16 protein-coding genes are annotated in these 13,760 nt (G+C 35.9%); 8 read left to right on the forward strand and 8 right to left on the reverse strand.

From position 1 onward, the window contains the following. Positions 1–77: 77 nt before the first annotated feature. A complete protein-coding gene (locus tag ACJG85_RS09690; protein ID WP_409680961.1) occupies positions 78–446 on the reverse strand; it encodes a hypothetical protein in 369 nt (122 codons plus the stop codon). Positions 447–748: 302 nt separating this feature from the next. Here ACJG85_RS09690 and ACJG85_RS09695 point away from each other — a divergent pair, with 302 nt between their 5' ends. The 4 genes from ACJG85_RS09695 to ACJG85_RS09710 all read left to right on the forward strand — a co-directional run bounded on the left by ACJG85_RS09695 (position 749) and on the right by ACJG85_RS09710 (position 3,538). Next, positions 749–1,081 (forward strand): ribonuclease Z, encoded by a 333-nt coding sequence (locus tag ACJG85_RS09695; RefSeq protein WP_412476294.1) that lies wholly within the window; start codon positions 749–751, stop codon positions 1,079–1,081. A 4-nt stretch (positions 1,082–1,085) separates the two neighbouring features. Beyond that, positions 1,086–1,994, forward strand: a complete 909-nt coding sequence (locus ACJG85_RS09700) for a ribonuclease Z (protein WP_412476295.1) — start codon at positions 1,086–1,088, stop codon at positions 1,992–1,994. A gap of 88 nt (positions 1,995–2,082) precedes the next feature. Then, on the forward strand, positions 2,083–2,727 hold the full coding sequence (gene pdxH, locus ACJG85_RS09705; protein WP_412463930.1) for a pyridoxamine 5'-phosphate oxidase: 645 nt from the start codon (positions 2,083–2,085) through the stop codon (positions 2,725–2,727). Positions 2,728–3,040: 313 nt separating this feature from the next. Continuing rightward, on the forward strand, positions 3,041–3,538 hold the full coding sequence (locus ACJG85_RS09710) for a CAP domain-containing protein (protein WP_412476296.1): 498 nt from the start codon (positions 3,041–3,043) through the stop codon (positions 3,536–3,538). Between the two features lie 62 nt (positions 3,539–3,600). Here ACJG85_RS09710 and ACJG85_RS09715 read toward each other — a convergent pair whose 3' ends face one another. From ACJG85_RS09715 to ACJG85_RS09730, 4 genes are all read right to left on the reverse strand, one after another. Next, on the reverse strand, positions 3,601–4,197 hold the full coding sequence (locus ACJG85_RS09715; RefSeq protein WP_412476297.1) for a 3'-5' exonuclease: 597 nt from the start codon (positions 4,195–4,197) through the stop codon (positions 3,601–3,603). 1 nt (position 4,198) lies between these two features. Further along, a complete protein-coding gene (locus ACJG85_RS09720) occupies positions 4,199–6,115 on the reverse strand; it encodes a DUF294 nucleotidyltransferase-like domain-containing protein (protein WP_412476298.1) in 1,917 nt (638 codons plus the stop codon). Between the two features lie 238 nt (positions 6,116–6,353). Continuing rightward, on the reverse strand, positions 6,354–7,880 hold the full coding sequence (locus ACJG85_RS09725) for a DEAD/DEAH box helicase (RefSeq protein WP_412476299.1): 1,527 nt from the start codon (positions 7,878–7,880) through the stop codon (positions 6,354–6,356). A gap of 76 nt (positions 7,881–7,956) precedes the next feature. Continuing rightward, positions 7,957–8,472, reverse strand: a complete 516-nt coding sequence (locus ACJG85_RS09730) for a DUF6155 family protein (RefSeq protein ID WP_412476300.1) — start codon at positions 8,470–8,472, stop codon at positions 7,957–7,959. A gap of 83 nt (positions 8,473–8,555) precedes the next feature. On the opposite strand from ACJG85_RS09730, the gene ACJG85_RS09735 reads away from it, so the two are divergent. Next, complete coding sequence (locus tag ACJG85_RS09735) at positions 8,556–8,840, forward strand: DUF3817 domain-containing protein (protein WP_412476301.1); 285 nt, start codon at positions 8,556–8,558, stop codon at positions 8,838–8,840. Further along, positions 8,833–10,092 (forward strand): mechanosensitive ion channel family protein, encoded by a 1,260-nt coding sequence (locus ACJG85_RS09740; protein ID WP_412476302.1) that lies wholly within the window; start codon positions 8,833–8,835, stop codon positions 10,090–10,092. The genes ACJG85_RS09735 and ACJG85_RS09740 overlap by 8 nt, the downstream gene beginning before the upstream one ends. 1 nt (position 10,093) lies before the next feature. On the opposite strand, the gene ACJG85_RS09745 is transcribed toward ACJG85_RS09740, so the two are convergent. Continuing rightward, positions 10,094–10,480: an acyl-CoA thioesterase gene (locus ACJG85_RS09745; RefSeq protein WP_409680155.1), complete on the reverse strand. Its 387-nt coding sequence runs from the start codon at positions 10,478–10,480 to the stop codon at positions 10,094–10,096. 207 nt (positions 10,481–10,687) lie between these two features. On the opposite strand from ACJG85_RS09745, the gene ACJG85_RS09750 reads away from it, so the two are divergent. Beyond that, on the forward strand, positions 10,688–12,007 hold the full coding sequence (locus tag ACJG85_RS09750; protein WP_409680152.1) for an OmpA family protein: 1,320 nt from the start codon (positions 10,688–10,690) through the stop codon (positions 12,005–12,007). Between the two features lie 143 nt (positions 12,008–12,150). Beyond that, complete coding sequence (locus ACJG85_RS09755; RefSeq protein ID WP_409680149.1) at positions 12,151–12,549, forward strand: glyoxalase; 399 nt, start codon at positions 12,151–12,153, stop codon at positions 12,547–12,549. Here the strand turns inward: ACJG85_RS09755 and ACJG85_RS09760 are convergent. Next, positions 12,546–13,094: a hypothetical protein gene (locus tag ACJG85_RS09760; RefSeq protein WP_412476303.1), complete on the reverse strand. Its 549-nt coding sequence runs from the start codon at positions 13,092–13,094 to the stop codon at positions 12,546–12,548. The genes ACJG85_RS09755 and ACJG85_RS09760 overlap by 4 nt on opposite strands. 152 nt (positions 13,095–13,246) lie before the next feature. Continuing rightward, positions 13,247–13,750 carry a hypothetical protein gene (locus ACJG85_RS09765; RefSeq protein WP_412476304.1) on the reverse strand — a complete coding sequence of 168 codons (504 nt, stop codon included), beginning with the start codon at positions 13,748–13,750 and terminating at the stop codon, positions 13,247–13,249. Positions 13,751–13,760: the final 10 nt, after the last annotated feature.

Consider the following 13,760-nt stretch of genomic DNA (forward strand, 5'->3'; position numbering starts at 1 on the left):
CCGATTAACTTGGGACTTTTTGGTTTTCAAAACTAACCTAATTTATAATGTAATCCTAACTTAACTCGATGGAATGATTAAGCTACGCTGCTTTCTTGAGTACTAACTTTTTTCAAAATAGATCTGATTAAAACACTGTTAGTTTTAATACCTGAGTTGATCAAAGCTTTTTTGCTGAAAGAAGTTGATTTAGATGAAGACTCAGAAGAAGTTTTTTGAGTTCCCATAAACCAGATAGCGAAGTCCATTGAAGCTACAGTTGAAGCAGTAGTAACTTCGATAGTATTTTCTTTAACAACTGAAACCTCAGTAGTAGCGATTGGAGCAGTAGCAGTTTCTTTAGCTTGAGCGAAAACTCCGTTGCTTGATAACACTAATAAAACGAATAAAACAAATAATCTAACGTTAGTTACATTTTTTTGAGCTATTGAGTTATTTGTTGTCATATCTTAAATTTGGTTTTGTTGTTATTTCTTGGGTCAAAACTACTTCAAGAGTGTGGGCGACTGAAATTTTTTCGATAACTAACCTCAAAAGTCGTTTAATCGACAAATTCAATGAATTCGGGGGTTTTCAGCGTTTTTTTTGTGCAGTTCATCTATGAAATGTTAAAAAAACGTGCATTTCATCGATGAAAAACCAATTTTTTCTATGAACTGCATCTTGATTTCGAGAAAGAGTAGTCATATACCCAAAAAATGGCAAAATCTTCCTAAATTAGCTTCGGATTAATTCAGTTCCCCTAACCATGAAAGTTGAACAAAAAGGCCACACTACTATACTAAAGGATACTATTGGTGATACTGCTTCATTTTTAATGAAAGTCACCCACGAACACAACAGTTTTAAAAATTATAATTTGATACTTGATTTGTCTCACGACCAAAACCTGACTTTGGAAGTGGTAAAGTCATTTACCGAATTGATTAAGTTGCATAAAAAGCAGAAAAAATCTATTGTTTTGGTAGCCGACAGCGTCGATTTTAATGCGGTACCAAAGAATATTATTTTGGTGCCAACTATTTTAGAGGCGCACGATATTATAGAAATGGAAGAAATAGAGCGCGATTTAGGATTCTAGACATATGAAATTAACCCTTTTGGGTTGCTATGCAGCCACGCCAAGAACCATTACCAATCCAACAGCTCAAGTTTTGGAAATCCGCAATCGCATGTTTCTGATTGATTGCGGCGAAGGAACCCAGGTACAACTCCGCAAAAACAAGCTCAAGTTTTCCAAAATCAACCATATTTTCATTTCGCATTTGCACGGTGACCATTTATATGGTTTGATCGGATTGATTTCTACTTTTATGTTGCTCAACCGCCAAACCGATTTACACGTTTACGGTCCTAAAGGCATCAAAGAAATCATTTTGCTACAATTGCGTTACTCCAATTCGTTCACCGGATATAATTTGTATTTCCACGAGTTGGAATCAAAAGAAAGTGAAGTCATTTTTGAGGACGATAAAGTAGTCGTTAGAACCATTCCGCTCAAACACCGCGTTTATACCAATGGTTTTTTATTTCAGGAAAAACCTAAAGAACGTAAACTAAATGTTGAAGCGGTTGAACAATATAAAATTGACAAGGCTTACTATCGAAAAATCAAATACGGAGGTGACATTACTTTGGATAATGGACAAATCATACCCAATGCCCAACTTAGTTTTGACCCCGAGCCGACCAAGAGTTACGCTTTTTGCAGTGATACCATGTACGACGAATCCATTCTCCCTATTATTCAAAACGCAGATGTACTGTACCATGAAACCACTTTTCTCGAGTCGGAAGCTGATAAAGCCGAAAAAACCATGCACAGCACCGCTAAACAGGCCGCAACTATTGCAAAGCTGGCCAACGTGAAGCATTTGATTTTGGGCCATTACAGCACACGCTACAGCAGTATCGAGTTGTTCCAACAAGAAGCCGAAGCCATTTTTCCGAATGTCTTGTTAGGTGACGACGGTAAAGTATTTGATTTTGATTAGGGGTGAAAGGCTCGAAATCTATCAGTGATGGCAATACCTATTTTTATCCTGAAAACTTAGTAACTTTACCCAATCAATCCTTCATGCTATGAAAGACTTAAGCGATTACAGAAAATCTTATGAGAAAAGTGAGCTTTTAGAAGAAAGTCTCACCGAAGATCCTATCAACCTCTTCCACCGTTGGTTTTACGAAATGGAGGAATTTAGTACTACCGAAGAAGTTAATGCCATGACTGTAGCTACGATTGGCTTAGATGGTTTTCCAAAGAGTAGGGTAGTGCTACTAAAAAAGTTTAATGAAGAAGGTTTTATTTTTTACACCAACTACCAATCAGAAAAAGGCAAAGCCATACTCAATAATCCCAAGGTTTGTTTGTCTTTTTTCTGGCATAGCATGGAGCGCCAAGTGATTATCAAAGGGATAGCCGAAAAAACATCGGAGGTTGTTTCTGATAACTATTTTGATTCCCGACCGGATGGAAGCAAACTCGGTGCTATTGTGTCTGCTCAAAGTGAAATTATTCCTTCCCGAGCTTATTTAGACGAAAAATTAAAGGAACTTGAAAAAGACTTTGAAGGAAAACCTATTCCTCGACCTGACTATTGGGGCGGCTTTTTAGTTCGTCCGGTAGAGGTAGAGTTTTGGCAAGGCCGACCAAATCGTCTACACGACAGAATTCGATATAAGTTACAGGAAGATTATAATTGGCAAATTGACAGGTTATCACCTTGAAGTTGATACAAGTAAGGTATAAGTTAAAACCACTCCAAAGCGAGTGGTTTTTTTATGTCTTAAAAAATATCGACGAACTGCAATATTGTAAGAATATATCTTATAGTAATATCAAAAAAGTGTATTTCATCGATTTTATTTGTATTTTAATCGGTGTTTTTGCTAATATTGTCCAATCAAATCAAACGATACGTTCTTAGAAAAGAAAATATATAAAGTGTTTGCCCCACATCTACTTTATTTACAATCTGTCATTATTAATCAATAAAGTGTTTGCCCCACATCTACTTTATTAAAAACTTAACCTACTACTATGAAAGCAAAAATGTTTAGAGCATTGTTGCCGTTAGCAATTTTGTTCACTATGGTTTCTTGTTCTTCTGATTCCTCAGAAGCCGGTGCTGAAGACAAACAAGTTGTAACTACTTACAATTACAACGAAACTGAGTTAAAGATGATTACTTTAATCAACGACTACCGTCAAAGCAAAGGATTAAATCCATTAGCAGTTATCAATCACATCTCTTACAAATCGGAAGAGCACAACTTTTACATGATTGATAACAATGTGGTGAATCACGATTACTTCCAACAACGTTCAGACAACCTGGTACGAGTACTAAACGCTGAAAAAGTAGGAGAGAACATTGCTTACAACTATCAAACGGCTGAAAGTGCTATGAGTGCTTGGTTAAACAGTCCCTCGCACAAAGCCAACATTGAAGGTGATTATACCCACCTAGGTATCTCTGTAACCATTAACCCTGATAACGGAAAAAAATATTACACCAACATGTTTATAAAAAAATAGTTTGATTATTGTTTTGTTTGATTTTGACAGATCACGAAAAACCCGGCTCTAAACCGGGTTTTTTATTTGAATCCTAAAAGCATTTTGAGTTTTAAAAACAATAATCCGATGGCATAGGCATCATCGGAAGCAGAGTTCTTCTCGCTTAACGGCAATTTGTAATGCTTCACCATGTCATCTATAGAGAATGATTTGTTGGTAATGTCTAAGTGTTTCTGATGCATAATTTCGATATCGAGTGCTTCATTCTTTAACTTTCCGCATAACATTTTTTCCAAGGCTTCGTTGATCAATTCAATATCAAAATGAATGCGATGACCAACTAAAACAGAGTTTCCGATGTATTCTACTAACGCTTGCATTGCCTGAGGCTCGGCTAGCTTTGGCAATTTACTCTCGATTAAAAACTCATTAGACAAGCCGTTATCGTGTAAGTACTTGTATTGCAATATCACTACTTCAAAGTTGTCACCAATTTTAATCATATCGTTTACCACAGCAAAAGCACCAAAAGAGAGGATCACATCTTTTTTCGGGTTTAAACCGGTGGTTTCTGTATTTAAAACAACATAGCGATTGGATTTGGTTTCAAACTTGGCCAAATATGCTTTCCAAAAATCGGGGTATTCTTTATTGATGTTTTTAATCCAATCCAGCATGTTAGGAGAATTGTGTTAATTGAAATTTGTCTTTAATCAGTTCTTCCAAATCTTTCATTGGGGATAGGGCATTTTTGAGCCTTTCACGTTCTACTTTACTCAACTCCTCTATATTAATGAAATCTCCGGAACTGTCATTTTTTAAACCTTCCAAAGTTCTGAACTTTGACAAAATAAGGAAAGCATCGGCACAGTTCAAGTAAATTTCGGAGAATTTAGGATCAACCAAAGCCAATTGTTTGAATCGGGCATAGGTGTTGTTTATGCCGCGTAAATTCAAACTTAAAGCAAAGAGTCTCGCACCGTCAACCAATGGCATGATGCCACGGTTTTTGATGTCAAATTTTCCTTTGTGTTCACCTTCTTCTTCGACATTAAATTTTTTAAAGAAATTTAATGGTGGATTTTTGCGCAAAGTATCATTGCCGAGATAATCGAAGAAAAGTGCATTGTTTTTAGTATTGGCAAAAATTAAATCAGAGATAGAATCTTCAATTTTACCTTCGCCAAAAGCAATTTCATAGTCAAAAAAGATGCTACTGATGTCGTTAGATTTTTCACCCGGCATTTTCATCCAATTGTTGTATTGTTTGATCCAATCACTCATAGATTTACACCAAAGCATATTGCTGGCCATGTGACCGTTAGGGCAGTATTGGTAACCCACTTTCTCTAAAATAGCCGTAGCTCTTTTAGATAGTTTGAGGAAATAATCTTTAACATCTCTGTATTTTTCCGGGGCAACATCTTCAAAAATTAAGATACTATCTTGATCGGTCAGCAACAATTGTTCTTTACGTCCTTGACTTCCAATACTTAACCAGGCAAAACGCGACGGAGGAGAACCTAAGTCTAAGATAGCCAGTTCTACCGAGCGACGGATGATGGCAGTGATGATTTCTCCGGTAATGTTGTAAATATGAGGTAACGGGATATTTTTAGCGATAGAGCTTTGTATTAAATCGGTTAGCTTTTCACGGACAGATTTTAGCTCTTTAGGAGTTAGTGAACGTTTGATTTCCTTGATTAATACACCGGGGTTATTGGCTTGAGCCACAATTAAATCGTGTTCGGATATTATTCCTTTAACCTCTGATTTATCTGAACCATCTAGAGTTACACAAAGATGGCTTACATTGTGCTTTAGTAATAGTAATTGGGCTTCGGCAACCGACACATTTTCGGGAACTGTGATTACCGGAGCCGACATGATTTTGTCGACATTAACCGCTATAGGAAAACGACCGTTAGCAATTTTGGTTCTGAAATCGGTATCTGTAACTATGCCGATAGGGCAATTTTGTTCAATAATTATGGCGCTGTCTATCAGGTTTTCTGTCATCAACTGAGCAGCATCTTTCACAGCGGTATTTCCGGCAATTTTTAAAGGAGCTTTATTGTACGCTAAAGATTGAAAATACTGAATCTCATTCGATTGGTTCTCAGTGTAAACATTATCTGTGATAAGCTTGCCACGGTTTTCTTTATCGAATGGGTTTCGTGTATTGGTAGCAAAACTCTCTAATAAAAAGTCTAAAACTTGTGGATTTTGTGCTACAAAGGGTTTAAAAACAGCAATAGGGATAGCATAGACAATACTGTCTTCACGTGCTTTGGCTGTCATCATGTAGTTGTTTTTAGCAAAAAACGGACGTAAACCAAAAACATCTCCGGCATAACATTTATTGAGTAATGTTTCTTCGGCATCAGCAATAACGGAAAGATTTACCACGCCGGAAGCCACTACATAAAAACTATCGTGTAATTTATCGTCGATTTTGAATAAAGTTTTATGTTTATCCAAACTAACCACGCCAATACTGGTAGCAACCTGAATTAATTCGTCGTGACGCAAATAATTAAACGGCGGATATTCTCTTAGAAAATTAGCAATATTTTCAGCGACAGAATTACTCATAAATACATTTTTTGAAAACACAAATACCGTGACAAAAATAGTAAAGCTTTCTGCAAGAAAGGGTAATTGTTAAAAAGATTTGAAAACTAATATTAGGATTATAAGTTTGAATTTATCAAAAATTCTATTTTACATAATATAAATTATAGTTTGCATCGTGTAAGCAATTTAAACAAAATATGAATCATTTTAAACCCTGTAATACAACGCATTAGATTGATTAACATCAATAATCAATTTAAAAATTGAGTTCTCTGAATTTTTTTCCGATAGCCAAACTTAATTTGGTTTTATAATCCTCAATAAGCCATTCACGGTAATTTTTACTGGTTTTTCCCAAACAGTTTACATAGCGCTTAACACGACTTTCAATATCATCGTTTAGTAATTTGGATAACATTTTGGCGCCATACAAATCTTCAGCATTTTCAACACACATAAGTGCGTGTTGGTTTACGGAACGCTCAATGACTTCTTTGGATCGTAAATTCAGCGCTGTTATTTTTTTAAACTCAGCTTCAATATCCATGGTTACTTCAGCTGTTTTAGCAAACATTTTTCGAACAGCTTCCGGCATGCTGTATTTGAAATTCAACTCAATTTCGGCATCATCGCGCAAGCTTTCCAAATAGTATTCGGGCGATTTAAAAATGTGCTGCCAATCAACGGGATCGTTCCATAATCCAAACCTTAAAGCATTGTTCCCTAAATCAATAACCGTAAACTCATCTTTATTCGGTAATTTTCGAGAACCGCGTCCTATCATTTGAAAATATAGCGTTAGCGATTTGGTTGCCCTGTTTAAAATAATGCTCTCTACGGTTGGTTCATCAAATCCGGTGGTTAAAATACCTACCGAAGTTAAAATAGCATCCGGTGTTTTTTTAAACCATTGCAAAATTTCTTTCCGATCTTCAGCCGATGTGGTATTATCGAGATGTTTAATAGTATATCCGGCTTCTCTGAAAGTATCGTAAACATACAAAGAAGTATTAATTCCGTTGTTGAAAATCAAGGTTTTTTTGCCCAGTGATTTTTCAGTATAGGCATGCAATAACTTTTCTTGCATCACCATATTCATATACAAATCATCTGAAGATTTTACGGTGTAATCGCCATTGATGCCCACTTTGAGTGACGTTAGACCAACATCATAGCTGTAAGTTGTGGCTTTGGCCAAAAAACCGTTATCTATTAATGATTGTATGGTGTCACCTACAATGAGTTCATCATAGTTTTGATGCATCGGAAGCTTAATGTTTGAGCTCAAAGGTGTAGCTGTTACCCCTAAGATAAAAGAATTCTTAAACTGACTGAACAATTTACGAAAGGAATTGTAATGGGCTTCATCGATAATCACCAAACCAACATTATCAATCATCAATTTCTCGTCGTTTAAGCGGTTTTTAAGGGTTTCCACCATGGCCACAAAACAAGAATACTCATCTTGATCAGGAAGCTCTTTAATATTGCTGTTGATGATTTTGTTTTTAACATCGAAACCTTTGAGCATTTTAGAGGTTTGTTTGCAAAGCTCAATTCGATGTGTCAGTACTACAACTTTTTTGTTGTGTTTGGATAAATATCGGCGAACAATCTCTGAAAAAATTACCGTCTTTCCCCCGCCTGTAGGCAATTGATACAGCAAATGGTAATCATTAGGAGCATTGTCTAATCGCTCAAAAATTTTGTCAATATCTCCCTTTTGGTAGTCGTAAAGCTCCTTTTTTTCTTCAATTTCTACCTTTAAATCTTTATGAGACATAGCGTTTTGTACAATTTTGCAAAAGTACAGCTAAAAAAGAGTTATTGCATCATGAAAACCGGTAAATAACTAAAATTTAATATTCGAGTCGCTCGGTAACTGCTGTAAAATCATAATGATTGGACCAATTTTGACGGACAGTTGCTTCTTTGATAGCCACTACTCTATCGTAAAATTCATTTACAATGCCGTGTTCAATTAGAAACGCCACAGCTTGATGGAAAGAAATGGACATGCTTTTGTAAAACATCATCTGTTTTGGAGTTCGTTCGGCTGATAAAGCTTGCGCAATTTCTATGTTATACAGCATCAAATCGGCTACTAAAAAAACATCAACACCAAGCGTTCTGAAATGCTTGATGAATTTTTGAGCTACTGAACGTCGCATTCTAGGTTTTTTACCTTTAAGGGGAAAGTATTCGTTGGAAATCTTGAATTTGGCTTCGCGGATGAGTTTTTCCTCATTGGGATGGAAAGCAAAGTCGTAATAAACCTTTACATCGCTAAACTTATCATAAAGTTCCAACAATTGCTCTTCGAGTTGTTCTTTAGATAATTCTGCTAAATACTTTTTTAAATCTCTTTTGCTCATGGTTGGGATAAAAAACAAATGTAACTTCTTTTTGGGCGGTTTAAATTGTTATTGCTTAATTTTGTGGCAAATTGCTATAAATCATGACAAAATTATTCAAGTTCGTTGCCGTTGCTGAAGGCGTTTCCTATTTGGTTTTATTTTTTAATATGCTGGTTATCAAACCTAACGATTTGACTTTGTATAAAACTTTATTGTTTCCGGTTGGTATGGCACATGGTTTATTATTTATGGGGTATGCGTTGTTAGCCATACTTATTCGCGATGAACAAAAATGGAGTTTGAGAGATTTTTTCATAGTGCAATTGGCTTCTTTATTACCTTTCGCGACCTTTTATATTGAAAAAAAATATGTGAAGAATGCATAAAATAGTAGAGAAAATATTTGGTTGGAGTTATCCGATGTTTCAAAAATGGGACTTTGGAGAAACTTTATCGGCTTATTTAAGCTTGGTTATCAATATTGTAGTGCTCACCGTTTTAGCTTATTTTATCTTTACCATCTTTAGGTATGTTTTGGTTAGAGCCTTAATTATTACTGCCCGAAGAACCAAAACCAGGTTTGATGATTTGTTGGTTTCCAATAAAACAGCCAAGTATATCTCGCATTTGATTCCGCTGCTTTTTGTTTATAAATCGATGCCTATCATATTGAAAAACTTTGTGTATTGGGAAGATATATTTGGTAAACTCATCGCGATATACATAGTGCTTTTGAGTTTGTGGATTATCAAAACGATTTTGCACGCTTTTCGAGATCATCTAAAAACCAACCCTTCTTTCAGCGATAAGCCTATCGACAGCTACATACAAGTCATAATGATAGTGTTGTGGATTTTCGGGTTTATTGTAATTGTGTCCAAAATATTTGACATCAGCACCAATGCCATGTTGGGGACTTTCGGAGCGGTTTCGGCCATTATTATTTTGATTTTCCGGGATACTATTTTGGGTTTTGTGGCAAGTGTTCAGGTATCTCTAAACGATATGGTCCGAATTGGCGATTGGATTACTTTTGATAAATTTGGTGCCGATGGTGATGTAATCGAGATTAATTTGGCCACTGTCAAAGTGCGAAATTTCGACAATACTACTACTACAATTCCGACTTACAGCTTAATCTCGGATTCTTTCAGAAACTGGCGCGGTATGTTAGACTCCAAAGGGAGAAGAATCAAAAGACATATTTTAATCAAAGCCCAAAGTATTCGTTTTTTAAAGGAAAGTGAGTTGGAGGAATTAAAACGAATTCAGTTAATTACCAAATACATAGATACGCGACAGTCGGAGATTAATAAGTTCAATGCCAGTCACGATATTGACAAAAGTTTGTTGATAAACGGTCGTAATATGACCAACTTCGGATTATTCCGAAAATACATTACACAGTATTTGAGTCAGTATCCCGGATTGAACAAAGACATGATTTTACTTTGTCGCCAATTACAACCTACGCCACAAGGGATTCCTTTGGAAATTTATACGTTTTCAAACGATAAAAGGTTTGAGAATTATGAGTACATCATGGCCGATATTTTCGACCATATTTTTGCCTCTATCACCTATTTCGATTTGGAGATTTACGAAATGCCTTCAGGAAAAATCGATTTTGTGAACTAATTTATTCCAATCGGTCTTTCACATATTCGATTTGCGTTTTACCGTGCGCTTTTGGTTTTCCATCAGTCCCTAAACTTACCATAGTAATGGTGTCGATAGTAATGATGATTTCTCTTGTCATCATGTTTCGTACTTGACAAGTCAAGGTTAAGGAGGTTTTGCCGAATTTCACCACATCTATACCAATTTCTACAATATCACCTTGTTTGGCAGAGCTTCTGAAATTGATTTCCGACATGTGTTTGGTTACAATCTTTGGGTTTTCTAATTGAATAATGGAATACAAAGCCAACTCCTCATCAATCCATGCTAACAATCTGCCGCCGAATAAAGTACTGTTAGGGTTCAAATCTTCCGGTTTTACCCATTTTCTGGTATGAAATCTCATATTTTTACAATTGTTGGACAAATTTACGCCATAATTCCGCTAGTACTATCGATTTAATATAATCTTAACCGAAATCGTTTTCTTATTAAATATCACGTTTTAGCCTTATTTCGTTACTGTTTTAATAGCCAAAAAAGTTGATTATTAATTGTAAACGTCTATATTTGCATAGTTTTAACATTTATTTTGTATATAAATATTTCAAATATGAAAAAAGGCCTACTATCATTACTTGCATTATTATCTATCTATACTGCCGGTGCTCAGGTTGCTGTTGACACTACTGGTGTTATTGGTGACAGCTACAACAAATGGTCCATTGAAGTTTCTGTGGGTCAAGGTAAAGGAGTTAGACCATACAAAGACGGCTATTTTTCGAGTAACCCTGAAAAGTTCTTCGGAAGAATACAAGCTAACAGTTTTGGTATCGCAGGTCGTTACATGATTAGTCCGACATTTGGAGTGAGAGCCGACTTGAACTATGAAGAGTTTAACAATCAGTCCGGAAGCGGAAGTTTAGATTTTAAAATGGTTCAATACCGTTTTGGATTTCAAGGTGTTATAAATGCCATCAGATTATTTAACTTGCAAGAGTCTGCAGGACGTTTTGGTTTATTATTGCACGGAGGTCTTCAATTATCGAGAATGACTTCTAAAACTAAAAATGTTTTGCCGAATGATCAAAACTATAATTTAACTGAATACAATGGTGGTTTGATTCTTGGCTTTTCTCCTCAATTCAGAATTACCGATCATTTCGCGGTTTTTGGAGATTTTAGTGTAGCCAACAATTACAGACAGCATTTCAATTGGGACGGTTCTTACTCTGATAACTCTAATAACTTAGCCGGTCAAATGGTAGTAACTTCGTTGGGTATCTCCTACTCATTCGGTAGCGAAAAAATCCATGGTGACTGGGCTATCATAGAAGATAAGAAAGATAAAGAATTGAAAGAGTTGAATGGCCGTATCGGTGAGATAGAAACATTAATGAACGATACTGATAAAGACGGTGTTCCTGATTATCTTGATGCAGAAAACAATTCTATTGCCGGTGTAGCTGTTGATACTAAAGGTAGAATGGTTGACAAAAACACTAATGGTGTACCTGATGAGTTGGAGAAATACATCGACAGCTCTATCACCAACAACAACAATACCGTATTGTCTAAAGGCATGATTGAGCAATTGATTAATGACGGTTATATTGCGGCTTACTTTGACAAATCTGTTTCTATGCCAACACCTGCCTCTTCAGATAATATTGGTTTCATCTTGAATTATTTAAGAAACAACCCTAATGCTACTGTTGAGATTTCAGGATATGCTGATGAAGTTGGAAATACTGCTAAAAATGAAAAGTTGGCAGCTACCAGAGCAGAGAATGTTAAAGCCATCTTGATTAAAGCCGGAATTGACCCTGCCAGACTTTCTGCTAAAGGAGCCGGAATTGACAGCTCAGTGGATAAAAACTCTGAATACGCTAAACGCTTAGTTCGCAAGGTTGTATTCAAATTGAATAATTAACATTAGATTATTAATAACTATAAAAAAACCTCTGTTTAACCGCAGAGGTTTTTTTATAACTTTAAAGTATTGATACATGATGTATGTTCTACTTCCTGATTTATCAATATTGGTAAAAGCCATTAACCTTTAAGCTATAATCTATGGAACCCAGAGATCACAACGTTCTTGAATTAAGAGGAGAAACATTAGGCACTATCAGTAACCAATCTTCTCTGGAGGAGATTTTTCAAAACAGAACCCTTCGCCCTATTTTGAAGTTACAAAATGATTTGTTTATTCAGGTTTTTATCAATTATGCCATCAAGCAAAAGAGTGTGTTTTTTTCGTTAACACCCGAAAAAAAGATGGCTTACATTGAGAATGTAATTCAGAGAGATATCAAATTCAGAAATTCGCTCAAAGGAATGGTTATCGCCTTTTTTACTTTAGATGAATATGCAGAATATATTCAGAATTCCTCCAACTTGAACAAACGAATGATGAATATGTTGATTGAGCGTCTTAAAAGCCAGTTGCAACTGATAGAAATAAATGCTTAGGTCAGATAAGCTTTTTTTATTTCTAAAAATGTTTTTGAAGTATAAACCAACTCTGCCACCACTTTTTCTCTTAGTGTTTCCAAGTCATCGTATTGTAAATACTTGGCCCAATCCTCTTGAGCAAATACTTCTTTAATGGTTCGAATGGTTTTGGCTATTTCTTTGGCGTTTCTTAAAATTACTTTCTCGCTGGGGTCGGCAGAGTGCTTGTGATAAAAATTAACTTCTTTGGTTGCCCAATCTACTTTAATGTAAAACAATTTGGAAGTATCGTCGTTGGAATAAAAATCGGACCAATTGGCATAAGCTACTGTGGTATGCTGGCTTTTAAAGTCAGATAACGGAATCAGTCGCCAATGACAGTTGGCAACTCTTCCCCAATGATTGGAAATGCGAAACAAACCGTTTTCAGTAAAAATATACTGACTACCGGACTGACTGGTATAATTAACTTTTAACTCACTTATGGCGGCAAACGGCACTTCTTTCCAGATACAGAAAGTATGAGAATGAAAATTGTGACGAGCATAGGTCTTTTTTGCCATATTCTTTATAATTGAGCTTGAAGACTTGAGATTGTCTTATAATTTGTAAATATAGCCTATTGCCCTTATGAAACCAATACTTAATAGTGAATTGGTTTCTAATTTGATATAAAAAAACCGATAGCTTTCTATCGGTTTTTTTTAACGCTCTATTATTCTTCGTGTTCACTTTCGGTCTCCGAAGCCGTATTTGGTGCTGCTTCCGAACCGGTGCCATTAGTTCTGATTTCAGTATGGCGAATTTCTCCTCCGGTTGTTCCGGTGAGTTGCGCAAAATAAATTGCTACTATGCTGATGACCAAAGTTACTATAGCGGCCATTTTAGACTGGCTGTGTTTTTTGATATTGGCATACAAGCCAAAAAGCGAAACAGCTCCTAAAACATAAAGTGCCAAGGCTAATTTTTCGGCTATTTCTTCGTGTTCGTGAATGATGTCGTGTCCAACAGTTGGCATATCCTCAACCATTTCTTCGGCACCTTCGCCGGTAGCCATACTAGCGGCAGCAAAAACTGCAGCTACTACAAAAAGTACATAAGCTACGTTTTTGATTGTGTTGTTTTTTAAAAAAATTCCGGCGAGTATTATTCCGGCTCCCAGAATGGTTCCGATGATAGGAAAATGATTCACTACCATGTGTAAGTGTGCTTCGTTCATATGATATTGG

This window comes from Flavobacterium mekongense (genome assembly GCF_047038255.1).
Taxonomy (GTDB): Bacteria; Bacteroidota; Bacteroidia; order Flavobacteriales; family Flavobacteriaceae; genus Flavobacterium; species Flavobacterium mekongense.